Annotated in this window: 15 protein-coding genes; 1 reads left to right on the forward strand and 14 read right to left on the reverse strand. The window is 72.0% G+C overall.

Annotated elements, in window-relative coordinates:
* Positions 1-2: 2 nt before the first annotated feature.
* From CI089_RS09205 to CI089_RS09255, 11 genes are all read right to left on the reverse strand, one after another.
* Positions 3-785 (reverse strand): hypothetical protein, encoded by a 783-nt coding sequence (locus tag CI089_RS09205; RefSeq protein WP_256977748.1) that lies wholly within the window; start codon positions 783-785, stop codon positions 3-5.
* Complete coding sequence (locus tag CI089_RS09210) at positions 782-2,230, reverse strand: serine/threonine protein kinase (protein ID WP_094261343.1); 1,449 nt, start codon at positions 2,228-2,230, stop codon at positions 782-784. Before CI089_RS09210 ends, CI089_RS09205 begins: the two co-directional genes overlap by 4 nt.
* Positions 2,223-3,077 (reverse strand): PP2C family protein-serine/threonine phosphatase, encoded by an 855-nt coding sequence (locus CI089_RS09215; RefSeq protein ID WP_023950256.1) that lies wholly within the window; start codon positions 3,075-3,077, stop codon positions 2,223-2,225. Before CI089_RS09215 ends, CI089_RS09210 begins: the two co-directional genes overlap by 8 nt.
* Positions 3,077-4,372, reverse strand: a complete 1,296-nt coding sequence (locus tag CI089_RS09220; RefSeq protein WP_094261344.1) for an FHA domain-containing protein — start codon at positions 4,370-4,372, stop codon at positions 3,077-3,079. Before CI089_RS09220 ends, CI089_RS09215 begins: the two co-directional genes overlap by 1 nt.
* A 51-nt stretch (positions 4,373-4,423) precedes the next feature.
* Positions 4,424-6,928 (reverse strand): transglutaminase domain-containing protein, encoded by a 2,505-nt coding sequence (locus CI089_RS09225; RefSeq protein WP_094261345.1) that lies wholly within the window; start codon positions 6,926-6,928, stop codon positions 4,424-4,426.
* A complete protein-coding gene (locus CI089_RS09230) occupies positions 6,925-8,280 on the reverse strand; it encodes a DUF58 domain-containing protein (RefSeq protein WP_094261346.1) in 1,356 nt (451 codons plus the stop codon). The genes CI089_RS09225 and CI089_RS09230 overlap by 4 nt, the downstream gene beginning before the upstream one ends.
* Entirely contained in the window at positions 8,277-9,242 is a 966-nt protein-coding gene (locus CI089_RS09235) for an AAA family ATPase (RefSeq protein ID WP_094262425.1), read from the reverse strand. Before CI089_RS09235 ends, CI089_RS09230 begins: the two co-directional genes overlap by 4 nt.
* 30 nt (positions 9,243-9,272) lie before the next feature.
* On the reverse strand, positions 9,273-15,203 hold the full coding sequence (locus CI089_RS09240) for an Ig-like domain-containing protein (RefSeq protein ID WP_094261347.1): 5,931 nt from the start codon (positions 15,201-15,203) through the stop codon (positions 9,273-9,275).
* A gap of 1 nt (position 15,204) precedes the next feature.
* Positions 15,205-16,350: a serine/threonine-protein kinase gene (locus tag CI089_RS09245; protein WP_094261348.1), complete on the reverse strand. Its 1,146-nt coding sequence runs from the start codon at positions 16,348-16,350 to the stop codon at positions 15,205-15,207.
* Positions 16,351-16,463: 113 nt separating this feature from the next.
* Positions 16,464-17,507, reverse strand: a complete 1,044-nt coding sequence (locus CI089_RS09250; RefSeq protein ID WP_094261349.1) for an FHA domain-containing protein — start codon at positions 17,505-17,507, stop codon at positions 16,464-16,466.
* 32 nt (positions 17,508-17,539) lie between these two features.
* A complete protein-coding gene (locus CI089_RS09255; RefSeq protein WP_256977751.1) occupies positions 17,540-19,135 on the reverse strand; it encodes a dolichyl-phosphate-mannose--protein mannosyltransferase in 1,596 nt (531 codons plus the stop codon).
* Between the two features lie 22 nt (positions 19,136-19,157).
* Between CI089_RS09255 and rsmI the strand changes: the two genes are divergently transcribed.
* Positions 19,158-19,982: a 16S rRNA (cytidine(1402)-2'-O)-methyltransferase gene (gene rsmI, locus CI089_RS09260; RefSeq protein ID WP_094261350.1), complete on the forward strand. Its 825-nt coding sequence runs from the start codon at positions 19,158-19,160 to the stop codon at positions 19,980-19,982.
* 89 nt (positions 19,983-20,071) lie between these two features.
* On the opposite strand, the gene CI089_RS16705 is transcribed toward rsmI, so the two are convergent.
* The 3 genes from CI089_RS16705 to CI089_RS09275 all read right to left on the reverse strand — a co-directional run bounded on the left by CI089_RS16705 (position 20,072) and on the right by CI089_RS09275 (position 25,044).
* The gene (locus CI089_RS16705) at positions 20,072-22,417 is read right to left on the reverse strand and encodes a glycosyl hydrolase 53 family protein (RefSeq protein ID WP_094261351.1); all 2,346 of its coding nucleotides are present in this window, start codon (positions 22,415-22,417) and stop codon (positions 20,072-20,074) included.
* Between the two features lie 105 nt (positions 22,418-22,522).
* Entirely contained in the window at positions 22,523-23,416 is an 894-nt protein-coding gene (locus CI089_RS09270; protein ID WP_023950273.1) for a sugar ABC transporter permease, read from the reverse strand.
* Entirely contained in the window at positions 23,416-25,044 is a 1,629-nt protein-coding gene (locus CI089_RS09275; RefSeq protein ID WP_094261352.1) for an ABC transporter permease subunit, read from the reverse strand. Before CI089_RS09275 ends, CI089_RS09270 begins: the two co-directional genes overlap by 1 nt.
* Positions 25,045-25,047 lie beyond the last annotated feature (3 nt).

Here is a 25,047-nt window from a genome sequence, read left to right on the forward strand (position 1 = left end):
TTTCAGGCCTGTTCGTTGCGGATCTCGTCGAGGAGCGGCAGATCCGCCGCCGTGACGAGCCGGGACAGGACGGCATGCTCCACGAGACGCGCTCGGCGATTGGTGGCGAGCTTGCCCACGCCGCCGCGGAGGCCGCGCACGCCCTCGCGGTCGAGCTTGTCGCACACGTTGTCGAGCTTGCGGTTGAACGTCGTCAGCGGCCAGCCCAGCCGCTCCGCCGCAGCCGCCGACGTGGGCACCTGGCTCGTGCCCACCATGCCGCCGCGCAGGATCGGCTCGCACATGGCCAGCAGCAGCAGGCGCTGGCTGGCGGTCAGTGCGACCGCGCCGACGGTCGTCGTGCCGACGTGCTCGTCTGCGGTGCGGGGGAAGCTGTCGCGGACGGTGAAGCGCGACCCGTCGGTGTGCACCGTCAGCTCGTACGTGTACGCGCCGGCCGTGAACATCACCACGAGAGCGGGGAACACCAGCGGAACCCGAGCGCCGGGGCCCAGCACCGCCTGATACGCCCCGTCGGGCGTGGCCAGACTCACCGAGATCGACTGCCCGATGTTCGACAGCCACCACAGGCCGTGCTCGGCGTCGATCGCGAGCAGCCGTCGGTGCAGGTAGGGGTTCGTGTCGATGATCAGGTCGGCGTCCCGACCGATCGCGTAGGTGGTTCCCGCGACGGGGCGGAACCACTCGCCGCAGAACTCGATCGCGACGCTCTCGGCGGTCTCGCCCGCGGTGGCGCCCACCTCCTCGCGGTCGTGCTCGTCGGTGTCGTTGCCGATGGCTGTCATGCTCCTCCTCCGATCATCATCACGACGGCTGTCGCAGCGGCGCCGAGGACGATCGCCCCGACCCCGATGACCGCGACGACCGTTCCCGCGCCGCGACGTCGCGACGCGGTTGTCGGCGTGGTCTGTCGAACCGGCGCCTCCACGCGGACTCGGGAGACCTCGGCGAGCTGGGGTGCCGCTCGGACCCGGTAGCGCTCGCCGTCGTCGGGCCCCGTGGCCAGACGCTCGGTGTCGACGCGGCCCCGCACGAGGTCGCCGCGCCGCTCCCGGCGCACGAACGCCGTCGGCTCGCTGTCGGGATCTGCCGCAGGAAGCTCTTCGCGAGCGGGCGGATCCGTCGCCGCGGGCACCGACCGGGACACCAGGCGCGTGCGGTCGTCGTCCGGGCCGGTGTTCCGGACGGACAGCACGGTGCGGTCGTCGTCGAGGCCGGACGTCCGGGCCGAGAGGACGGTGTGCTCGTCGGAATCCTGATCGACCGGGCCGTCAGCCCCGGGGCCGCGCCGGCGATGGGCGAGAACGGTGTGGTCGACATCGTCGGGCTCGGGTCCGGCGTCGTCTCCGACCCGGCGCCGGCCGGCCCGCACGGTGTGGTCGTCCGCGGGGGCATGCCGGGCCGACAGCACGGTGTGATCGTCACCGTCGTGGGAGTCCGCGCTCGGCTCGCGCACGTCGAGGTGCGTGATCGGGAGGTGCCGGTCCGCCTCGATGCGCTGCAGCGCCAGACCCAACTCCGCGGCAGTCGGACCGCCGTCCGCCTCGCTCGCCGCGAGAGTCGCGAGCACGAGCGCCTCCAACTCCGAGGGCACCGAATCGGCGCCCTCGAGGGGCGAGGCCGTCTCGGCGATGGGCCGTCCCGTCAGCAGTTCGGTGGCCGCGACGGCCAGGCCGTGCACATCGGCTGCCCGCGCCGCCGGGGTCACGTGATGCTCGTCGCGGCGGAGCAGGGCATCGGTGTCGAAGCCGATCAGCGCCGGCCACCCGTAGTCGGTCGTCAGGACGTTCTCGATGCGGATGCGCCCGTGAGCGAGGCCGTGCCGGTGGGCGGTCTCGACAGCGCCGCACAAGCGGACCAGCAGCCGCAGGGCCTCGGGCACGCTCATGGGGCGACGCGACGCCGTCTCGGCCAGGTCGGCGCGAGAGCAGTACTCCATCACGAGGTACGGGCGGCCGTCCTCGGTCGTGCCGGAGGCGTGGACGGTCGCGACGCTGGGGTGGGTCGACAGGGCGACGAGCCGCGAGGAAGCCGCCGTGAAGACCGTGCGCTCGTCATCGTCGAGCGGATCACGGAGCACCTTCACGGCCGCGGGGTTCCGGCCCGCGGCATCCCGGTACAGGTGCACGTCGGCGCGGTCGCTCGACGCCAGGATCCGGTCGGGCCGGCGGCCGTCGATGTCGCCCGGAGCCGGCAGCGGATGACGCGACCGCCGGCGCAGCTCAGCCATGGTCCGCTCGGCGGCGTCGGGAGCGCGCCGTGGCGACCTCGACCGTCGCGGTGACGGATTCGCTGTTCATGATGCCCCCGGTCGTGTCCTCGAGGCGGGGACTGATGCCGCCCGCGACGACGTCCAGCACGATCGTGCTGATGTTGTCGCGGCCGCCGTGCGCCAGAGCCTGGGCGACGAGCGACTCCGCCGTCTGGGCGGGGGAGCCGCCCATCATCAGGCCGGCACGGAGCGCCTCGTCGGAGAGCTCTCCGGTCAGCCCGTCGGAGCAGACGACGATGCGCTCACCGGTGACGATCGGGATGAGCCAGAAGTCGGCGCGGCTGCGCTCGCCGCCGATGGCCCGGGTGATGACGTTCCGGCCTTCGTAGGTCGCCATCTGCTCGCGCGTGAGCTGACCGGCGTCGACCAGCTCCTGTGCCACCGAATGGTCGATCGTCAGCTGCTCCAGCCGCTCGGCGAGCAGCCGGTAGACCCGCGAGTCTCCGACGTTGACGATGAGCCAGCGCCGCACACCGCCCTGCTGGACGGCCACGACTCCCGACAGGGTGGAGCCGGCTCCGCGGGAGGTTCCGGCAGCGACGACGGCGACCGCCGAATGAGCCCGCTCGACGGCGTCTGCGACCTCTTCGGGACGCAGGTCGTCGCGACCCACCAGAGGCCGGAAGACCTCGATGACCGCGGCCGAGGCCCGGTCGCCCGCGTCGTGTCCGCCCATGCCGTCGGCCACGACGAACACGGGATACTCGGCCAGCAGAGCATCCTCGTTCACGGACCGACGGCGCCCCGTGTCCGTGCGGCTGCCGCTCGTCACGTGGACATCGATCGGAGGCGTCGCGGTGGTCATCAGGCCTCGGTGAGCTCGAGCTCGGCGTCGCCGAGGTGGAAGACGCCCGACACGGGCGTCGGCCCCGAGGCCTCGACGTCGTCGGGGCCCACGAAGACCCCGTTGGTGGAGGCGAGGTCGGTGATCGTCCAGCCCGTGCCGGTGTGCTCAAGCAAGGCGTGCGTCTTCGAGACGGTGCGGGTGACGTCGTCGATCGCGATCGCCTGCGCGTCCGGCGCCCGATCGGGCGCGAGCGGGTTGCGTCCGAGCACGACGGCCGTGGCAGACAGTGCGACGGATGACCCGTTCGGCAGCCGGAGGGTGGCCTGCGGGCCGCGGCGCGCGGCGAGGACGGTGCGTTCGTCGACGTCCGCATCGTCGGCCGCGGGAGCCGGCCCGGGAGCCGGAGTGGGAGCGGGCGTGGGAGTGGGAGCGGGAACCGCAGCCGGGGCGGGGGTCGGGGCCGACCACGACTGCGGAGCCGGATCGGCCCCTGCCGCCTCGGCCGGCGGAGGCGGGGGAGCCCATGGGCTCGCGCTGATGGGCTCGGATGCCGCGGGCGGTGCCGGCGCGGCGGGCGGAGCGGGAACACCGGGTACGGGGCTCGACGGCGCGAAGAGCGGCGGGGCGGGCACGGCCGCGGGTGCCGGTGTCGCGAGCGACGCCGCGACGGGCGATGACGGCACCGCCGGACCCGCGGCCGGGGCCGCGGACGTACGGAACGGCCCGGGCTCGGCCGGTGCCTCACGGCCGAGCCAGCGCGCCGAGCCCCAGCCGACGACGCTCGCCCACACCGGGAACAGCAGGGCGCCCAGCACGACGTACCCGGTGCCCAGTCCGAACCCGCGGCACAGGGCGCGCAGCATCCGGACATGGATCACCAGGGCGAACGCGATGAAGGCGAGCCAGATGAGAGAGGGCACGATCGCGGCGGCGGCGAGCGCGCCGGCCGCGCTGCCGGCGTCACCACCGAAGCCCGCGTTGAGCGCGATCCCGGCGAAGATGCCGGCGACGACGCCGGAGATGATCGTCACGAGGACGGCGCCGCCGGCGAGCACCGCCGCCCACCACCCGCGCATGCCGGCCAGGACGAAGAGCTCCCAGATGTTCAGCACCGGCACCCAGGCCCGCCACGGGTCGATCCCCGTCTTTCGGAACACCGCGGTGAGCGCGAATGCCGTCCAGACGTAGATCCCGATGCCGAGCACGACCTGCACGACCCCGAGCGCTGCGAAGGCGCCCGTGGGGCCGCCGTCCGAGCCGCCGAGCGCGATGACCGCCGTTGCGTGGTCGATCGTGAAGCCCTGTGCCGTCACCTGTTCTCCTGACCTCGAGCGCGGACCGTTCCGCGCGTGCCGCGTGCCACCTTATCGATCCCGCAGGCCGCGCGGCAGCCGTTGCGCTCGGCCGATGCGCCGCTGCGGTCGCACCAGCGAGCGAAGCGACACCCGCGCACGGAGCCGGGCCCAGAAGCCCAGCCCCTCGTCGAGCCGTGAGCGCTCGGATTCGACGATGCGCCAGAAGCGATCCGCGTCGTCCTCGTCGGGCGGTGCGACGTCGAACACCGACCGGTCGGCGAGCGTCGCCAGTTCGGTCGCCCCGGCCGATCCGCCGTACGCTGCCACGAGCTCCTGCCGTGTCAGCGAGCCGGGCCCGGGGAGCCCGTGGTCCACCGCGGAATCGACGAACTCCTGCCAGCCGCCGGTGAACCGCTCCACCGGGTCGGTGCTGGCGCGGCGGCCGCGGCGCCGCACGAGCTTGACCAGCACGATGAGAGCGAAGGGCCCGACCAGCAGAAGCAGCACGAGGAGCGAGATCCCGCCGACCCGAAGAGCCGTCCACAGCGCGGTGAGGTCCCGCGAGGTCGCCGTGTCGTCGCTGGGGCTGCGGCCGCCGTCGCTGGGGTTCGCGTCGGCGGGCTGAACCGTCTCGGCCTGTTCCTGCCGCACATCGGTCGGGATCTTCGGATCCTGCCGCTGCTGCGTGTCGGGGGAGGGGAACACCGCGTGCTGGGGCGTGACGTCGACGGCGACCCAGTCGGGACCGAGACCGCGCACCTCGAGCCACGCGGAGATGTCTCCGGCCGTGCAGAGCCCGTCATCGCAGGTCGCGAGCGTCTCGTCGGTCGACTGCAGCCGCGTGCCCACGACGATCCGGGTGTCGAAGCCGAGCCGGTCGGCGATCATCATCGCGGCCACGGCGAACTGCTCATCGTCGCCGATGGCCGCGACCAGTGCCGCGTCGTCGTCACCACCGACCTCGTCCTCGCGAGCCAGAAGGTCTGCGAAGAGCTGGTCGATGCGGTCGGTGGAGTGGCCCGCCCGGCTCGGCTGGAACGCGTAGTCGCCCAGGTCGGTGGTCCACGCCGGCGGTGCCGCCGCGTCGATCGTGAGGGCGTGACTGAGGAATCCGCGTGCGCGGAGCAGGTCGATGAGGTGCTCCAGTCCCGCCCCGCCGGAGCCGTTCGCGTGCTCGTCCACCCACCGCACGAGGCTCTCGGGCACGACGTCGTCACCGAGCGTGGGAGTGGCCCGTGCGGGCTCCAGCGAACCGAGGGCGGGAACGGCCTCGGGATGAGCGGTGCCCTGCCGGTACTCGGCGCCGGGCTGCAGGCCCGGGTCGGACAGCTGCACACCCGCCGACGTCTCGGCGTTGTAGTAGAAGCCGTCGGCCAGGGTCGCGGCATCCGCGCCGTCGAAGTCGACGGAGGTGACGGCGCCGACCGTCGGCATCCAGACGCCGTCCCAGCCCTCGATCGCGATGCGCGCGGATCCCGTGACCGATCCGGCGCCGGCGGGGAGCGCCGAGGGGACCCGGGTGAAGGACGAGCGCGGGTCACCGGCGGGCGCGGCAGGGTCGACGACCCGCGCGACCCTGCCGTCGTAGAACGGCAGCGTCGCGAGCCTCACGCGGTCGACGCCCTCGGGCGCCGTGACGCGGAACATCGGCTGGTCGAAGCGATCGTCGGAGAACCAGGTGCGGTACTGCCCGAGCGGGCTCAGCTCGGCGGCGAGCTCGAGACGCGGGTCGACGTCGGCCCGCAGCACGTCGCGCGGCGTCCCCGCGAGCGCCCACGGCGCGACGATCGTCGCGCCGACCAGGCCGACCGCGACCATCCCCGCGGCGGTGGCGATCCGCCCGGCGAGCCCGCGGATCGGCCGGCTGCCGCTTCGGACGCCGGTCGCGGCCGTCGCCGTCGCGATCGCGCGCCGCCGGTCTGCCGTGGTGCGCCACACGATCGCGACGAGCGCCGCCACCAGAGCTGCCATCCCCACGAGCGCTTCCCGGTCGAGCGTCACCGGCCCGACGGTCGGGCCGGGCATCGGCGCCGTGGATCCGAACGCGACGCCGAACACCGCGGGGACGAGCGCCGTCACCACGGCGAGCGGCCACCATCGTCCGCCGCGCCACGCGACCGACAGTGCGAGCACCGTGGCCCCGAGGAAGACCAGCAGCGCGGGCGCGAGCGTGGCCTGATAGCTGCCGAGCGGCAGCTCGAGGGTCAAGAGGTCCTTCCACCCGGTGACCGGTGCCGTCACGACGCCCCTCAGACCCTGCAGCGCCTGCGGGAGCGAGCCGAGCGACCCGGGGGCCGCGAGCGGGAGACCCAGGACGATGTACGTCGCGATCGCGACGAGCGCGATCCACCAGCCGTTCAGGCGCCAGCGCAGTCCGGCCGCCGCGATGGCCGTCCCCGCGATCAGCGCCGCGGCGACGACGACGACGAAAGCCGTACTGCGGTAGATCGGCCACGCTGCGAACGCGCCCACGGCGAGCACGAGCAACAGCACGAGGGCCTGCAGGACGAGGAAGCGCCACGCGATCCGGGAGGTGCGTCGAGCGCGCAGGTCGCGCCGTGCGGGGGCGCTCACGACTGCGCCGCCCGCGACAGCAGCTGGCGGAGGTCGTCCAGCAGTCCGATCGAGAGCACCGACATGCCCCCGAGCGTGCGGAAGCCGGGCTCGGCCTCGAGCGAGCAGGTCACCGCGATGACGCCGACGTCGGCGGGGAAGGCGAGAGCCGCGGACTGCAGCTGGGCAGCGGTGAGCGCTGAGCCGCAGACGAGGAACCCGATCGAGACGTCGGGGTGGCTCTCCGCGGCGAGCGACGCGGCATCGCGCAGCGGGCTGACATGCTCGATGCGGTCGAGGCCGGCGAGGTCGTCGAGCAGCGTGCGGGTCGTGATCGTCGTGAGCTCGCGGATGGTGCGGATGCGGCGGCGGGCGAACTCCGGCACCTCTCCGCCGACCACGACGTCGACGTCGCGGCCATCGCGGATGCCGCGGATGCCGAGCGAGGCTGCGGCGCTGACGGCGAGCTCGAACTCGTCGTCGGAGGCGTACTCGTCGTCACCGACCGCGAGGGCGATGACCATGCGGCTGCGCCGCGTCTCCTCGTACTGCCGCACCATGAGGGTGCCGGTCTTCGCGGTCGACTTCCAGTGGATCTGGCGCTGCGAGTCGCCGGCGACGTAGGGGCGGATCGCGTGGAAGGAGAAGTCGGCATCGACGACCGTGCGCGACGCGCTGCCCTCGAGATCGCGGATGTAACCGGTCGTCGTGCTGCGGAGCGCCGTGGTGACGGGATGGATGTAGAGCGTGTGCACGTCGTCCCACGTGCCCTCGCGCTTGAGGATGCCGAGGGGGTCGCCGCGCACGGTGCGAGCGGGGCCCACCGTGATGATGCCGCGCCGGTGGGTGGGCACCACGACCTGTTCGGTGTGGGTGTGGCCGTGGCGCAGCAGGGGAACGTGCACGTCGACGATGCCGTCTCCCACGGGCACGTCGATGCGGCCGGGGAGGGCGGGCGCCGCGCCGACGTTGGTCACGACGAGCGTTCCTTCCACCTGCGTGCCGGCGACGACCCGGTCGTGCTCGAGACGCAGGTCGACCTGGTAGGCGCGGGCGCTGAAGAGGAAGGGCACCGACAGCACGAGGAGCACGAGGGCGACGACGCCGGCGGCGGTGAACTCCATGAGACCGAGGGGCAGGCCGATGCCGAGCCCGAGGGCAGCGGTGACCACCATCAGCCACCCGGCGACCGTGACCGTCTCGGCGACCCATCGCGCCGTCGCCGTGGCGGCCCGCCGCAGACGTCGCCACGACTGCACGCCGCGCACCGCGAGCACGGTCGTGCGGCCGGTCGTCCCGAACCGCGTGCGCGCGAAACCCGTGCCCTCCGAGACGGAGGTACGGGTCAGGCGGGACTCGGTGTCGAAGCTCACACGGTCTCTCTCTGGCTGGGCGGCACCGTGTCGAGCAGAACCTGCCCGATGACCGCCCCGGCCGTCACGCCGTCGAACTCCGCCTCGGGGTCGAGGATCAGACGGTGCGCGAGCACCGGCTCGGCGAGGGCCTTCACATCGTCGGGCGTGACGTAGCTCCGGCCGTGCGCGATGGCCCAGGTCTTCGCGGCCTTCGTCAGCGCGATCGCCCCGCGGACGCTCACCCCGAGTCGCACCTCGGTCGCCAGCCGCGTCGCCTCGATGAGGCGGGCGATGTAGTCGAGGACGAGGGCGTCGAGGTAGACCCCGCGTGCGATGTCGGCCATGCTCACCACGCCCTGGGGCGTGATGACGGGGGAGACCTCGCGGCGCGTCTCGGCGGCACCCTCGAGGATGCGCACCGTCGCGGCGTGATCGGGGTAGCCGAGCGTCGTCTTCATCAGGAAGCGGTCGAGCTGCGCTTCGGGCAGACGGTAGGTGCCCGCCTGCTCGACGGGGTTCTGCGTCGCGACGACGAGGAAGGGCACGCCCACGCGGCGGCTCACCCCGTCGACCGTGACCTGGCCCTCCTCCATGACCTCCAGCAGCGCGGACTGCGTCTTCGGGGAGGCGCGGTTGATCTCGTCGGCGAGGACGACGTTGGCGAAGATCGGGCCCTGATGGAACTCGAACTCGCCGCGGCTCTGGTCGTAGACCGTGATGCCGGTGACGTCGCCCGGGAGCAGATCAGGCGTGAACTGGATGCGGCTGCTCGTGCCCTGCACGGTCTGCCCCATCGCGCGGGCGAGCGACGTCTTGCCGGTTCCCGGGTAGTCCTCGAGCAGGAGGTGACCTTCGGAGACCATCGCGGTGAAGGCGAGCTCGATGACGTGGCGCTTGCCGAGGACGACCTTCTCGACGTTGTCGACGAGCGTCGCGAACGTCTCCTGGAACCAGGTGGTCTGCTCCGGTGTGATGCTCATGGGGTCCTCTCGGTTCGCCATCCGGCGGGGTCAGGGGTTCGTGGGTTCGGCCGGCTGGCTCGGCTCAGACGACGGCGGCGCGTCGCATGTCACCGTCACCGTGAACGGGCGGAGCGGTTGAAGACGGCCGGTCCAGGTCACGGTGTACTCGACCGAGGAGATCGCACCGGCCGTCCCCGAGATCTGCGAACCGATGTCGTATGTCAGCTGACGGTCCCATCCGGGGTTCCATCGAGGCGCAGCCTGGTCGGATTGGACACACGTCGGCAGGTTCTGGATCGCGACCGAGACGGGGCTCGATGCACTTCCGGAGGCGGGCGAGATGGCGATGGGGTCGGAGCAGTTGCTGTCGAAACCGAGGAAGCTGTCGCACCACTTCGCCGTCCACTGATCGTCGGGACGGTTGTACTCCGGCGAGAACGAGTCGCGCCGGTTGCCGTTGACGAAGTAGACGAGGCGGGCGTCCTCGAACGGCTTCGCGCCGGGATCGCTGTGCGTTCCCTCGAGCGCGTAGGTGAAGCCGCTCTGGGCGTTTCCGCTCGGCGTCGACGACACCCGGAACGTCATTCCGGCGGGCGCCTCGACGTTGCCGACCGGGCGTGCCGAGATCTCGGCGCCGGTGACGCCGAAGCCCCGCTTGCCGTTGAACGTGTGCTCGGCGCACGCCCAGACCGTCTTGCGCTTGAACGCCTGCGCCTCGAACTGCTGGCTCGTCGCCGACCCGGTGGGAACGCAGGCCTCGGCCGACACGTCGCTGAACCCGATGAGGGTCTGCGTGCCGTCCCCGTTGGGGGTGACCGACGCGGTCACGCGCATCGAGTTCGAGGTGTTGGTCTCCGACAGGGTCAGGCCCGGGGCGCCGACACCGTGCGCCGTGACGGCACGCGACTGTCCTTCGCTCGAGCCCGCCGCGATCGGCGGCAGGTCGAACGTCGTCAGCGGCGTCGCGGTGAGCGTGGTCGCCGAGTTCGATCCGACGTCGTAGTTGGTGAAGGTCGCGGTGCCGCCGACGACAGGACGCGTGTCGGATCCGGCGCGCCCGCCCGTCAGACGGACGCTGCCGGTGGTGGCATCCAGTCCGGTCACGGTGATGGTCGCGCGGCCCCCGTCGCGTCCGTTGGGCGTCGGCTCGAACGACGATCCGGCGGGCTGCGCCGGCGGGCGGTAGGCCCACGCCTGGGTGCGCACGGTCGAGCGCGACTCGCCGACGGAGCTGTAGGCCCGCGCCTCGTACGTGATCTTCTCGCCGACGGGGGCGGAGATCGGGGAGCACGACCCGGATGCCGGGCAGGTGGCGACCTCGCGGCCGCCCGCGGTGATCCGGTAGCCCTGGACAGCGGGATAGGAGCCGCCGTCGGAGCTCACGCGCAGGCTCACCGAGTCACCGGTGTACGCCGTCCATTCCACGCGGGCGGGATTGGCCGGAAGGCCCTGCAGGTCGAGGATGACCTGCCCGTTGCGGGCACCGCTGGATTGACGCCCCTGCGCGTCCTCGACCGTGAAGCTGCCGGTGCAATCGGCTGCGCCCGGCGCATCCGCGCTCCACGTCGCCCGCACGGCGGTGTCGCTCGCGCGCGAGAACGACACGCCGGTGCAGTTGCCGGGGCCGCTGGCGCCCACGAGCCGCAGCGGCGTGCCGGGCAGCGGGTTCACTTCGCCGGCCCCGCCGATCACCTCGATCGTGCACGAGGTCGCGCCGCCGGACTGCGAGCACGTCTGCACCGCCGACCCGCCCTTGGGAAGCGTCGAGGGCGCGGGACCGACCGTCAGGAGGAGATTGGCGGGCGCGGCGTCGGAGTGGCTCGGGAGCGAGATCGCGACCGGTTCCTGACGCCCGGGGCGCGCGGCATCCGCTGCCGTCACCGTCGCGGTGCCGTCCTCGACGGTCACGGTGAACTGGTCGCCGCCGTACGAGCCCGCATAGCGGACGGAATCCCAGTCGGCGCGGCCGGCCCACTGGACCATCTGCGCCAGGTCATAGGTCTGCGTCGAGCCCGGGCTGACGGTGAGCGACGCGCTGCGCAGGGTCGGCTGCGGGATCTCGGCTTCGATCGTCACCCGGAGCGTCAGGAAGGTGGCGACGTCCTGCGTGCTCAGTCGCGCGGGGACGATGCAGCTGTCGGTCCACGGAGCGCCGGCGCCGGCGGAGTACCGGATCGTGGTGCCCGACACGACGCTGCACACGGCTTCGCCGCGAGCGCCGCCCGCGCGGATGCCCTCGTCGATGACCAGCGTCGCGCCGCGGGGGACGCGCACGGCATCGGCGAGATCGACCTCGACGCTCTCCTTCTCGCGCACCTGCAGGGGCGGGAAGCCCTCGCGCAGCGCGAGGCGGACGTCGGCCTCGCCCGGCACGCGGAGGAATCCGTAGGAGGTGACCTCGGTGCCGTCGAACGCGGTGCCGGTGACCTCGAAGGGGATGAGGCGCGAGCGCTCGGGGAGCTCGCCCGAGATCTTCCAGCCGTCGACGGCGAGATCGGTCGGCTCGCCCCACAGCGAGAGACGGAGGCCCGAGACGTCGCCGGTGTTCCACGACACCTGTCCGTCGAGCACGTCGATGCCGCGGGGGAAGTCCTCGCGGTTCTCCAGCGTCAGGACGGTGTCGCGCACGACCGGGTAGTCGGGCACCGGCTCGCGGACGGTCTTGACGACGATGAGTCCGATGGCGGTGTCGCCCCGCTCGTTGCGGACGGTGTAGGTGTACGAGAAGGTGCCGAGCACGTCGCCCGCGCGAAGGGTCACGGCGCCGTTCTCGATCGGTCCGATCAGCCCTCGCAGGGTGTCGTACTCGCTCGAGCCCTCCTGCGCGTTCGGTGCGACGTCGATCAGCTCGAGATCGGTGCCCGCGGGGTCGATGTCGTTGTCGGTGGGGCGCACGACCACGGTGCTCTCAGCGCCGACCTGGACCTGCAGGTAGTCGCTGTAGGTCACCGGGCTCGGGTCGGTCTGGGTGTCGATGACCCCGACGCGCACGTCCGCCGTCCCGGTGGCGCCGCTGGGGTCGCGCACCGCGTACCGGAACCTGATCTGACCGCTGAACCCGTCGGGGCTCGTGTAGACGATCGCCGAGCCGTCGGCCGAGATCGTCGCCGACCCCTGCTCGGGCTGCGAGACGATGCGGTCGAGCACGACGGGGTCGCCGTCGGGATCGACGGCGTAGGCGTCGAGCGGGATGCTGACCGATTGGCCGCTGAGGACCCGTCCGACCAGCGTCCGCGGGAGCGGCGCCTGGTTCGACTCGTCGCCCACGACGGTCACGGTCACGCGCGCGGTGTCTCTGACCTCGGGGAACCCGAGCCGGAAGATCGTGTACGTCAGGGCGTACGTCCCGGGCTCCTCGGGCGCGAGGTACCGCACCAGCCGGCTCGTCGCGAACGCGAGCCCGCCCCCGGTCTCGTTCACGATCGACGACGGATCGATGGCGATCGGGGCGCCCGACGGCGCGGTGTCGTTCTCGAGGACCGGAATGTCGATCTGCGTGCCCGCGCGCACCGTCACCGCGTCGTCGACCGCGATCGGCGGTTCCGCGGTCGCGGCGGGGAGCAGGACGACGGTCAGCTCGCCCTGCGCCGTCGCCGCTGCGCTGCCGGTTCCGTCCGACACGGTGTAGCGCACGACGCCGAGGCGGCCGGGCTCGCCCGAGTCGGTCGTGCCGCTCACCCGGAGCAGGCTCTGGGCGACCAGGTCGACGCCGAGTGAGGCGAAGGGGTCGCTCTCGGGCCGGATGTCGCTGAGCAGCAGCACCGAGCCGGCCGGATTCGACACGGCGGCGGCGACGTCGATCGTCGCGTCCTCGTTCGGCCGGACGAATGCGGTGAGGGGCGGAGTGGTGATGCCGGCCGTCTCGGGCGCGAGCATCGTGACCCGCACGGTCGCCGTGGCCTCGGTCAGCGAGTCGCGCACCGTGTACTGCACGAGATAGGAGCCCGGCGCCGAGGCGGTGACGACCATGCTCAGCGCGGCGGGGTTCGCCGCCGCCGTCGACTGGGCCTCGTCGAGCGGTACGACGCCGGTCAGGGACACCGGCCCGGCGGCGCCGGTGACGTACGGCGCGACGGACACGTCGAGAGGCTCGCCGACGACACCCGTGACCGCGAACGACTCGGCGGTCAGCTCGGGCGTCGGGGTGACGGTGATCGTGAGCGGCTGGGTCGCGGTCGCGCCGCGCGCGTCGGAGACCGTGACCGTGATCGTCACGGTCAGGCCCTCCGTGGCGTTCGGATCGGGATGCTGGTATGTCAGTGTTCCGTCGGGGGTGGTCGTGACCGTTCCGACGCCGGTGTCGTTCGTCGCGCCGGCGAGGAAGACCGGGTCGCCTTCCGGATCGACCCACCCCTCGAGCAGCTCGGCCGAGACCGTTCCGCCGGGAGCCACGGTGAGCGACGGCCAGGTGGCGAGGCATCCCTCGACACCGCACCACACGGGAGCGGTGTTCTGCTCGTCGTCGACGACCGTGAGTGTCACCGTCGCGAACTCGGAGAGCAGGCCGTCGGCGGTCGTGCCGTCGGTCACCCGGTAGCGGAGCGTCGCGGTGCCCGTGGCATCCGGAGACACGGCGACCGTCAGCTGCTGCTGCGCGCCGGTGATCGACGCGGTGCCGAACGACGGATCGAGGTTCTCCAGCGAGCCCGGGTCGATGCTGAGCACGTCCTCGTTCGGGTCGTGGTCGTTCAGCAGCACCGGGAGGAGGGTCACCGAACCGGCTCGGACCCCGAAGGCGTCGTCGACGGCGACCGGCGGCTTCGGGTCGACGACACGTTCGGAGGTGGCGTCCTCCTGCTGTTCGACCTCGACCTGACGGTCGAGGTCCCACTGCTGCGACGACGCGACGAGCTCCCCGTCGGGGACGTTCCAGACCCAGCCCGAGCGGCGATCGTTCAGCGCGAGCCTCGTCCCGTTGCCGATGAAGGCGGGATCGACGTTGTCACCGATGTCGGCGCCGCGGTAGTCCAGCGGCGTGACGGTGCCGGGGTCATCGCTCGACCACAGCGCACCGGCCGATTCGCCGTCGCCCAGCCAGGCGGCGTACACGGTCGAGCCGAGCACCGCGGGCTTGGCGGCGCTGCCTGCCCCGGGGCGGTCGAGCGCGCGGCTCGCCGCGGCACCGGCGAGATCCACGGCGACGACGCCCTCCGCGTCGGCGATGTAGGCCCGGTCGCCGGCGCCTGCGGCATCCTGCAGTCTCGCGCCGCCGGCGAGGCCGGTCGTGATCGCCTCGTCGCGCCCCCGCACCCAGACGTCGCCGCTCGCGTCGTCGAGCAGGACCCAGCGCGAGCCGACGACGCTCAGCTGCGCCGTCTCGAGGTCGCTCGGCGCCGCGTCCTCCCCGAGGATGCGGCCGGTGCGGGAATCGGCGCGGACGACCCGACTCTCCGCCGCCGAGAAGGCGTACACGACGCCGTCCGTGCCGACGGCGACCGACGTGGCCACGAATCGCGGCCGGTCCTCGCCCTCGGGCACCTCGGCATCCGCGTAGGGGTCGATCGGGATCCCCTCGCCACCGCCGGACAGGCTCGAGCCGAACACGGCCCCCGCCTCGGTGCGGTAGGCGATGGTGTCGCCGGTCACGGCGATGTCGGTGGTTCCGGGAGGCGTCGGGGTGAAGACGTCCTGCGCGTCCTCGGTGAGGTCGGCCGGCCGGCCCATGTCGACGTCGGAGAACTGCGATGAGCCGTTGCTGTAGACGAACAGACGGTCGGTGGTCTGCGCCAGCGCGCTGCCGTTGTCGACGCGCTTGACGGTGTCGATCTCGCCGAGCTCGAGGTTCACGCGGGCGTATCCGCTGCCGGCGCCGTTCTGCAGCGCCCAGACCGTCGGATCGTCGGGAGGCGTCGACTGCGCGTCGTACCCCGGCCAGACGACGGCGAGCGTCGCGGTGACCGCGAGCACCGCCGTCACCGCACCCGCCGCGATCCAGGTCGTCCGGCGCACGCGGGGACGCGCGCTCTCGCGCCGCGCCATCTCAGAAGCCCCCGCCGACGATGAGCAGCGTCGTGACGGCTCCGGCCCCGGCCACCAGCAGCGCGCCGCCGGCGATCAGGGCCACCCGGGCTGCGGTCCCGAGGCGGCGGACCGGTTCGGCGCCCGCGAGGATCGTGCCCTCGTCGGGACGACGATCCACGACACGCGCCGCCCGCGCCGGCCGGCGCGACTCGTACGCCACCGAGGGCCGGACGGGCCCGCGTGCGCGGTCATCGGCGAAGTCGACGGTGGCCCCCGCAGCGGCCCACTCGTCGACCGCCACCTCCATCGGCGTGTGCGGGAGCCCGAGCTCGTGCTGCACGAGCTGGAGGTCGTGCGCGAGATCGGCCGCCGTCGCGTGCCGCGCACCCGGGTCGCGGCTCATCGCGCGGGCGAGGACCTGCTCGAGACGCTCGGGCACGTCGGCCCGGCCGATCGGCGTGTACGCGGCTTTGCGGATGCGCGACTTGAGCTGCTCGCGACTGTTCTGACCGCTGCCGGCGCGCTCGAACGGGCTGCGCCCGGCGAGAAGGGAGTAGAGCGTCGCACCGAGTCCCCAGACCTCGGCCGCGACCGACCCGGAGACGCGCTCGTCGATGATCTCCGGAGCGCTCCAGGGCACCGACATCGCGAAGACCTCCTCACCGTCGGAGCGTCCCGAGATGGCGGCAGCGATGCCGAAGTCCGACAGCACCGGGGTGCCGAAGGTCGTGATGAGGATGTTGGAGGGCTTGATGTCGCGGTGGAGCAGACCGGAACGGTGCGCGGTCTCGAGAGCCGAGCCGATCTTCACCCCGAGCTGCAGCACCTCGGCGACGGGGATGACCTCGCGGCGATAGCGGTTGGTGAGCGATGTGGGGCAGTACTCCATGACGATGTACGGCCGGCCGTCGGAGGAGATCGACGCTTCGTAGATGGTCAGGATCGAGGGATGCGAGCTGAGGCGCGCCATGACGTCGGCTTCGGCGTTGAACATGCGCAGCAGGCTCTCGTCGACGATGTCCTCGAGGAGGACCTTCACCGCGACGGGGCGGCGGGGCAGGTTCTGTTCGAAGAGGAAGACATCGGCGAATCCGCCGGTTCCGAGGGGGCGGACGTAGGTGAATCCCGCAAGACCGGGCGGCGCGGAGGGCAGTCTCGACGCCACGAGTCATGCACCCCCTGTCAACGGGGGCACGATGACGTCGTCCCCCGGAATCCGAATCCGGTGAGATTTTTCTAACACACCGAGGTCGGGCCGGGAAATCGCTTGACCGGATGTCACGAGAGCGGCTCGAAGGATGCGAGCACGCCGTCACCGAGATCGAGCACGGCGCCAGGCGCGACCCGCGCTGTCGCCCCGCTCCGCAGCAGCTCGGCGTCACCCGATGCGTCGCGCACGATCGTGCCGTTGGTCGACCCCAGGTCGCGCACGACGAGCACGTCGGCGTCGAGGCGGACCTCGACGTGCGTGCCCGAGACCTCCTTGCGGGGCGAGGGCACGGCGACGATGCGGGCTCCCGGATGCTGCGCTGCGCGCGGAGCACGTCCGAGCACGATGGGGTGATCGAGCGGGTACACCCCGCCCGGCTCGAGGCGCAGGACGTAACGGCGCGGCGACGCACCGACGGGCGCGGCGGGTGCGCGGCGGGAACCGAGAACGGTGCTGTCGTCGATCTCCGCTCGCCGTTCGGCTTCGGGCTCGGGCGCCGGGTCGGGGTGCGGCTCGGGTTGCGGACGGCGCCGGGGGCCGAAGGACTCGGTCAGGGTCCGACGGTCGACCGAGACGGTCTCGAGCGGGTCGAGGTCCTCGAGCGCCGCGACGGGAGGCGCGGCGGCGACGGCGGGGGCGGCGACGCCAGGGCCGGCGACGGGCGCGGTGGAACCCCATTCCAGGGCGTCGGTGCGCACGACGCCCCGACCGATGGGGAGGAGCGAGGGGCCGGTCGCGGCACCGAGCCCGAGGGAGATGCCGGCGACGTGCTGAGCCGAGCCCTCGACCCACGTGCCGACCCCCGTGCCGGCGTAGCTGCTGCGCTGAGGACCGTGCAGGTCGATCGTCGCCGCGCCGCGCACGGCGACGGACACCGCGCTGGAGCCCGCATCGACGAGTTCGACCAGGGCGAAATCGGGCAGAGCACCGATGCCGACGGCCGCGATGACCGAGAGGACATCCTCGAACGCGGCATCCCGCGCCGTCATCGCCTCCCAGACGGCCCCGGCCAGCGCTTCGCCGGCGCTCGGGCCGAGGAGCAGCGCGAACCGATCGGTGACCATCGCGAACCCCGAGCCGCGGGCGTCGTCGGGCGTCGGGTAGCGGAACACGCGCCTAGCCTACGGGCCGCGACCGGCGGGCGTCAGACCCAGCCGGGAAGCCAGTTGTGCAGTCGATAGAACTCGTAGGGGACCGAGATCGCCGACCACAGCGGGAACCAGAACGCGGCGAGGAGCAGCACGACACCCAGGAAGACGAGCACGACCCGCTCGACGCCCCGCGTGCTCCCGCGGTCGCGCCGCGCGGACCGGACCGCTGACCGGATGACGAACACCAGCGCCAGCAGCAGGAACGGCTGGATCAGGACGGTGTAGAACTGGAAGATCGTGCGCTCGGGGAAGAGCAGCCACGGCGTGTACGTCGCGATGACACCGGTCAGGACGATGCCGTAGGCGCCGTCGCGGGTGCGGAAGAACAGGTAGGCGAGGTACAGCACGCTCGCGACGCTGGCCCACCAGACGATCGGGTTCGGCATGCTGTAGAGGATCTCCCAGCATCCGTTCGGGTCCGTGCACGATCCCGTGCCGCCGGGCGTGCTGCCCGCATACATCGAGGTCGGGCGCAGCAGGAGCGGCCACTGCGCGGCCGGACTCGCATAGGCGTGCGGCGTCGACATCCCCGCCGTCGAGCCGTACATCGACTCGTGATAGCGCCACAGGCTCTGCAGCGGCAGGGGTACCCATGACCAGAATCCCGTCGCCGGGTTCGCATCCGCCGCGTGCCGGTCGTAACCGCCGTCGGTGACGAACCATCCGGTCCACGACGCCAGATACACCACCAACGCCACCGGGACGAGGAGCACGAACGACACCACTCCCTGGCGGAGCGTCGCGTCGGCGGGCCAGTACAGGATGCCCGCGCTGCGGCGTGCCAGCGCGTCGCTGACGACGAGGTAGATGCCGATCGCCGCCAGCACCCAGACGCCCGACCATTTCACGGCCGTCGCCGCGCCCGCCGCGGCCCCCGCGGCGATCACCCAGGGCCGGTTCCACAGCACCGGGCCCCAGGCCGGGGCGCCGATGTCGTCCCACCGCGCCGCGATGCGCTCCGCGAGCACGGCGCGGGTGCGGTTGCGATCGAGGACGACGAACCAGAACGCCAGCAGCGTGAACATCGTCAGGAAGATGTCGAGCAGCGCGACCCGGCTCATCACGATCCCGAGGCCGTCGATCGCGAGCAGACCGGATGCCAGCGAGGCGAAGACGACCGAGCGGGTGAGACTGCGCGCCAGGAGGTACAGCACGAGCACGCATGCCGTGCCGGCGAGGGCCGTGCCCAGGCGCCACGCGAACGTCGAGTCGGCCCCGAACAGGGCCATCGGCAGTCCGATCAGGTACTTGCCGAGCGGCGGGTGCACGACGAAGCTGCCCGTCGTGGTGAAGATGTCGGTCTCGCCCGCGAGGAAACGCTCGTCGGCGCCGTCGGGCCAGGTCGCTGCGTACCCGAGCACCCACTGGCTCCAGGCGTCCTTGACGTAATAGGTCTCGTCGAAGACCACGGCGTGGGGATGGGCGAGGTTCCACATCCGCAGGACGGCGGCGATCAGAGTGATCACGAGCGGGGCGATCCAGGCCATCCGTCGGGCGAAGACCGGGTCGCCGCCGAATCGGGCGTGCCACCGCTCGAGAAGCGTCGTCCGACGTGTCTCGGGGAGCAGCGGCTCAGCGGTCGTCGTCACGCCGCCAGCCTATGCTGGGGCGGTGATCATCCTCGCCGCGACGCCCATCGGCAACCTCGGCGACGCCACGACGCGGCTCGTGACCGCGCTCGAACAGGCGACGACCATCGCGGCCGAGGACACGCGCACGACGCAGCGTCTGCTCCAGGCCCTCGGGGTGACCAATCGCCCTCGTCTGATCGCCCTTCACGACCACAACGAGAAGCAGCGGGCCGACGAGCTCGTCGAGCGGGCGCGGACGGAGGACGTCCTCGTCCTCAGCGACGCCGGGATGCCCACCGTCAGCGATCCGGGCTTCGGGCTCGTCGCCGCGGCCGCCGCAGCGGGGGTCACCGTGACCGTCCTGCCCGGGCCGAGCGCGGTGCTCGCGGCGCTCGCCGTGTCGGGGCTTCCCACCGACCGGTTCGCGTTCGAGGGCTTCCCGCCGCGCAAGCCGGGCGAGCGACGCAGACTCTTCGACCAGCTGGCCGGCGAGCAGCGCACGCTCGTCTTCTTCGAGGCGCCTTCCCGGATCGCGGAGGTGCTCCGTGCGATGGCCGACGCCTTCGGAGGCGACCGACGTGCGGCCGTCTGCCGCGAGCTGACGAAGCTGCACGAGGAGGTGGCGCGCGGCACGCTCGACGAGCTCGCCGCGTGGGCGGCCGACGGCGTCCGCGGCGAGATCGTCATCGTTGTCGACGGCGCCGGTGCGCGTGAGACGGACCCTGCCGACGCGCTGGCGCAGGTGCAGCGGCTCGTGGCCGACGGCATCCGACTCAAGGACGCCGCCGCCGAGGTCGCCGCCGCGACGGGCCTGTCCTCCCGCGACCTGTATCAGGCCGCGCTCGCTGCCCGAGCCCGCCCCTGACGCGGCGCAGCCTGACGCGAGAACGCACCGTCCCCGCGAGTGCGTACCGTTGACGGCACGTTTTCGCGGGGACCGTACGTTCTCGGCGGTCAGCTGCGTCGCGCGACGAGGGGGAGCCCGGCGAGGAGCAGCAGGGCGGCGGCGGCCAGCATGGCGAGGGGGAGCGTGCCGCCGGATGCGGGGAGCGAGCCGGTCGCGGTGGTTGTGGTGGCACCGGGTTCCGTGCCGGGCTGCCCCGGTGCGGGTGCGGGCGGTGCGGATGCGGCCGGGGCGGGTGCCGGGCTTCGCACGACGAGCGCATCGACGGCGGCGGTGAGGGCCGAGGTCGCGGCGTCCACCTCCGCCTGCGGCGTCGCCGTTGCGGACAGGACCGAGCGGGCCGAGGCCAGCGCATCATCGAGCGAGGCCAGTGATGCCGCGGCGTAGGGCGTCCGGTCGATCGCTTCGGCTCGGAGCACAGCGGCCGCCAGCGCCGAGAAGTCCGCGGCGGGTGCGGCGCGGACGAGAGCGACGTCGTCGATCGTTCCCCACGCGCCGGCGGGCAGATCACCCGCGATCCGCACGGTGAGTGTGTCGCCGGCAGACGCGAAAACACCGTCCGTGACGGGGGTCGACCACACGCACCAGCCGTCGAGGGCGACGTCGGCCTCGGCGGGCGCCGCGCGCGCAGCATCCGCCCCGTTGGACAGGCTCAGTCGCACGCGTCCGTCGGCGCCGGCAGCTCCGCCCTGGGCTGCGGCGGACGCGGTGTACCAGCCAGCCTCCGGCACGACGACGTCCTGCTCGAGCGAGAACGCGTACGCGGCGTCGGACCAGAAGTGCGCCGAGCGCGTTCCCGAGCGGGGGTCGTCGGTCGCCCGCAGGGTGAGTCCGCTTCCCGCCGCGCGCCACATCGAGACATCGGGGTCTTCGAAGCCGCCGTTGCGGAGCAGATTGCGCGCGATCACCGTGACGGTCGCCGACGTGGCGTGCCCCGCCGAGGTGGTGCCCGAGAACGTGTACACGCCGATGCCGTCGACGGCATCCGGCCCCGGTGTCCAGGTGACGCTCTGCGCTTCGCTCGTGCCGTCGGTGTACGACACGGTGACGGTCTCGGGCAGAGCGATCGGGTCGCCGTCCTCCACCGTCAGCGCGACGCGCTGCACGTCGCTCACGCTGCGCGGCGCGACCGCACCCGTGCGCACGTACGAGAAGACGTTCAGCGAGGCCAGCGGGTTGCCGTCGTGGTCGAAGAGCGCCTGGTTGTCCCAGGCCGATCCGCCGAACCACTGTCCCGCGTCGTGGGGCTCGTAGCCGCCGGCGTAGCTCGACGCCCAGCCGGATCCGTCGCGCTCCCAGAGCACGCGGTTGGACTCGAGCTGCTCCGGCGGTCCGACCGGCAGCCACGCGGGCTCCCAGTAGAAGACGCCGAGTCCCGCCTCGCCCACGTTCGCCACGGCTTGCACGACGTCGCGGACGGCGGTGGCCTGGCCCTGCACGCTCACGGGGTAGCGGGTCGCGTCCTCGGGCGCCTTCACGACGTTCGGATGCCCGTCGCCGTCGTCGAGCGTGTACGCCCACGAGGTCTCGGCCACCAGGACCTTCTTGTCGTACGTCGTGGCGATCTGCGACAGCACCGCCGTGAGGTTCTCGGGCGTACCGTGCCAGAACGGGTAGTACGACGACGCGAACACGTCGTAGTCGACATTCCGCGCGTCCAGCTCGTGCGCGACGTTCGCGTAGAAGCCCTCGCGTTCCGGGTTGGTGAAGTGCAGCACGACGCCGGCCGCGGGCAGGACGTCGCGGACGGCGGCCGATCCGGCGCTGAAGATCCTCGCCATGTCGTCCCAGCCGGTCACTCCGGCGATGCCGCCGTTGGTCTCGTTCCCGACCTGCACCATCGTCACGGCGACCCCGGCGTCGCGGAACCGCGTGAGCGCGTCGCGGGTGAAGGCGCCTGCTGCGGTGGCCTTCTCGTCGACGGTCATCCCCGCCCAGGCCTTCGGCGCCTGCTGCTTGGCGGGGTCGGCCCAGAAATCGGAGTAGTGGAAGTCGACCAGGACCCCGAGACCCGCCGCCGTCGCCCGCCGGCCGATGTCGACCGCCCGGGTGACATCGACATCGCCGCCCCCGTACCCGTTGCCGTCGGCGTCGAAAGGGTCGTTCCAGACGCGCACGCGGATGTCGCTCACCCCGGCATCCCGGAGGATCGCGAACAGATCGCCGGGGTTGCCGTCCGCGTCGCGGAACACGACGTCCGACTCTTCGAGCGACAGCATCGACGACACATCGACGCCGCCGATGAAGCCAGCCGGCAGATTCTCGACCCGTGGCACGGTGATCGTGCTCGGGACCGGCGCCGGGTCGTCGGCCGCCGACGCCGGCAGCGCGAGCGCCCCGACCGCCAGGACCGCCGCCGTGATGGCCGCGGCCAGCCGCGGGATGGTTCGTTGCATGGGCCTCTCCTTCGAGGTCGGGGCGCGCGGGCGCGCGACAGCGTACGTTCCCGGTGACCGTGTACCGGGGACGGTGTGGTTTCGGCGAGAGGGTGCGTACTCGCGTCAGCCCTTGACGGAGCCCGCCGTGAGCCCGCCGATGATGTACCGCTGGAGGCCGAGGAACAGCGCCAGCACGGGGATCGACGCAAGCACGGCGCCCGCCGCGAAGAGGCCCCAGTTGCTCGCGAGCTGGTTCGAGACCCACTGGAACATCCCGACGGCGAGTGTCCAGTTGTCCTGCGACACCAGCACGATCTTCGAGATGATGTAGTCGCCGAACGAGGCGATGAACGCCAGCAGCGCCACGACGGCGAGGATCGGCGTGACGAGCGGCATGATGATGCGCCAGAACACCTGAGCGTGCGTCGCGCCGTCGATCTTCGCCGACTCGTCGAGCTCCATCGGGATCGTGTTGAAGAACCCGTACATGAGGAACGTGTTCACACCCAGCGCGCCGCCGAGGTAGACGCAGATGAGCGCGAGCTTCGAGTTCAGACCGAGGGCCGGGAACACCTCGCCGAGGGCGAGGAGCATCAGGAAGATCGCGACGAACGCCAGCGCCTGCGGGAACATCTGGATGATGAGCAGCGAGGTCAGGCCCGCTCGGCGACCGCGGAAGCGGAACCGCGAGAAGGCGTACGCCGCCGCGGCTCCCATCAGCACGGCCCCGACGGCGGATGCGCCGCTCACGATCAGCGTGTTGCCGTACCAGGTCCAGTACGACGTGCTGCCGAGCGAAGCGAAGTTCGCGAGGTCGAAGACGCCGAACAGCTGATTGCTCGCGGCCAGACTGCCCCGCGGGTTGAGGGCCGCCGAGACGACGTAGAGCAGCGGGAACATCGCGTAGAAGAGGATGACGAGCGCGACGAGGTACTTCCAGCCCACCTCGAGCACCCACCGGCGACGGCGAGCGCCGGCACGGCTGGGCGGGGTGGCGACGGTGGTTGTTGCAGACATCACTGGTACTCCTCCAGCTTGCGGGTCTGGCGGAACGCCAGGGCGGAGATCACGCCGATCACGATGAACACGAGGATCGACAGGGCGCTGGCCAGGCCGTAGTCGGCAGCACCGCCCGAGACTCCTGAGATGCGCCAGATCGCGGAGATCAGGATGTCGGTGGAGCCGAGCGCGTAGGGCGCGCCGGGAATCGCCGGCCCGCCGCTGTTGAACATGTAGATCACGGTGAAGTTGTTGAAGCTGAAGGCGAACGACGAGATCAGCAGGGGAGCCGTCGACACCAGCACGAGCGGGAGGACGATCGCGCGGAACTGCCGGAACCTCCCGGCGCCGTCGATCGATGCGGCTTCGAGACTGTCGGACGGCAGTGCCTGCAGGGCACCCGTGCACACCAGGAAGTAGTAGGGATACGTCAGCCAGACGTTCACGAACAACACGGCGATGCGGGCGAGCCACGGATCACCGAGCCAGTCGATGTTCGCGCCGCCGAAGAAGAACTCGTTGATGACCCCGAACTCGGCGTTGAACATGCCGCGGAAGAGCAGCGCCGACATGAACGCCGGGAAGGCGTACGGGAGGATGAACAGCGTCCGGAGGATCTTCCGGCCCTTCACCCGCGGGTCGTTGAAGATGAGCGCCACGACGAGCCCCATCGCGAACGGGATGATGACCGAGAGCGCGGCCCACACGAACGTCCAGAGCGTCACCAGCGCGAGCGGCTCGAGGAGGCCCGGGTCGGTGACCAGCCGCAGGAAGTTGTCGAATCCGACGTTCACGACCCACCCGGTCGGGAGGGCCGCGCCGTCGGCGGAGACGAATCGGCCGTCGTCGGTCGCGGTGTAGACGACGCCGGATGCCGTGTCGGTGATGGTCTGCGCGTCGGCATCCCAGGTCAGCGTCGAGAGGTAGACGGCTCCCGTCGAGCCGTCGCGCGTGCGGATCGAGCCGTCGTTGGGGTCGTCCGAGACCGGGACGCGCAGCTCGACGATCTGCTCCTGGAGGGCGGGGTCGCCGAGGAACGTGCCGCGGGGGACGACGTTCCAGCCGGGGACGTCGGTGGGCGCGCCCGAGCCGGATGCGTCACCGACGACCTCGAGCGGACGATCGGTGGCCCCGGCCTTGATCTCACCGTCGTCGACGATGGCGAAGCCGTACTCGCCGCCCTGCTCGACGACCGAGAGCGGGTAGGACGGCGACGTGTCGATGCGCCGCTCGCCCTGGGCGAGGGCCGCGGCCACCGCCTGGTCCTGCGAGCCGACGTGCCCGGCGCCGTAGTTCGTGAAGGCGATGTACGCCGTGTAGCCGAAGATGAAGACCTGGAAGACCAGCAGGAACGCCAGTCCCGGCAGCAGGTACTTCAGCGGCAGAGCGCGCTTGGTGAAGTAGACGATGTCGGCGGCGATGAGCAGGACGGCCGCGGCGGTCGCGATGATCCACGACTCGGCTTGGACGGCGGCGAACACCCCCATCAGGCCGAAGGCGTTGACGATCGCCATCAGCACGAGCTTCACGACGAAGCCCCAGCCGATGCCGGACCAGCGCCGCCCGTGCGGCTCGGATTGCTGCGACCGTTCGGGGGAGCGGCGCGGCGGTGCGCTCTCGCTCACGGTTCCCTGGGGGACCGACATGTG

It is taken from the genome of Microbacterium sp. Yaish 1 (genome assembly GCF_002245215.1).
Taxonomy (GTDB): domain Bacteria; phylum Actinomycetota; class Actinomycetes; order Actinomycetales; family Microbacteriaceae; genus Microbacterium.

Excerpts from the sequence above, each read along its gene's own strand:
- CI089_RS09205 (WP_256977748.1), bottom strand. The coding sequence starts at position 785 with ATGACAGCCATCGGCAACGACACCGACGAGCACGACCGCGAGGAGGTG.
- CI089_RS09210 (WP_094261343.1), bottom strand. The coding sequence starts at position 2,230 with ATGGCTGAGCTGCGCCGGCGGTCGCGTCATCCGCTGCCGGCTCCGGGC.
- CI089_RS09215 (WP_023950256.1), bottom strand. The coding sequence starts at position 3,077 with ATGACCACCGCGACGCCTCCGATCGATGTCCACGTGACGAGCGGCAGC.
- CI089_RS09235 (WP_094262425.1), bottom strand. The coding sequence starts at position 9,242 with ATGAGCATCACACCGGAGCAGACCACCTGGTTCCAGGAGACGTTCGCG.
- CI089_RS09240 (WP_094261347.1), bottom strand. The coding sequence starts at position 15,203 with ATGGCGCGGCGCGAGAGCGCGCGTCCCCGCGTGCGCCGGACGACCTGG.
- CI089_RS16705 (WP_094261351.1), bottom strand. The coding sequence starts at position 22,417 with ATGCAACGAACCATCCCGCGGCTGGCCGCGGCCATCACGGCGGCGGTC.
- CI089_RS09270 (WP_023950273.1), bottom strand. The coding sequence starts at position 23,416 with ATGTCTGCAACAACCACCGTCGCCACCCCGCCCAGCCGTGCCGGCGCT.
- CI089_RS09275 (WP_094261352.1), bottom strand. The coding sequence starts at position 25,044 with ATGTCGGTCCCCCAGGGAACCGTGAGCGAGAGCGCACCGCCGCGCCGC.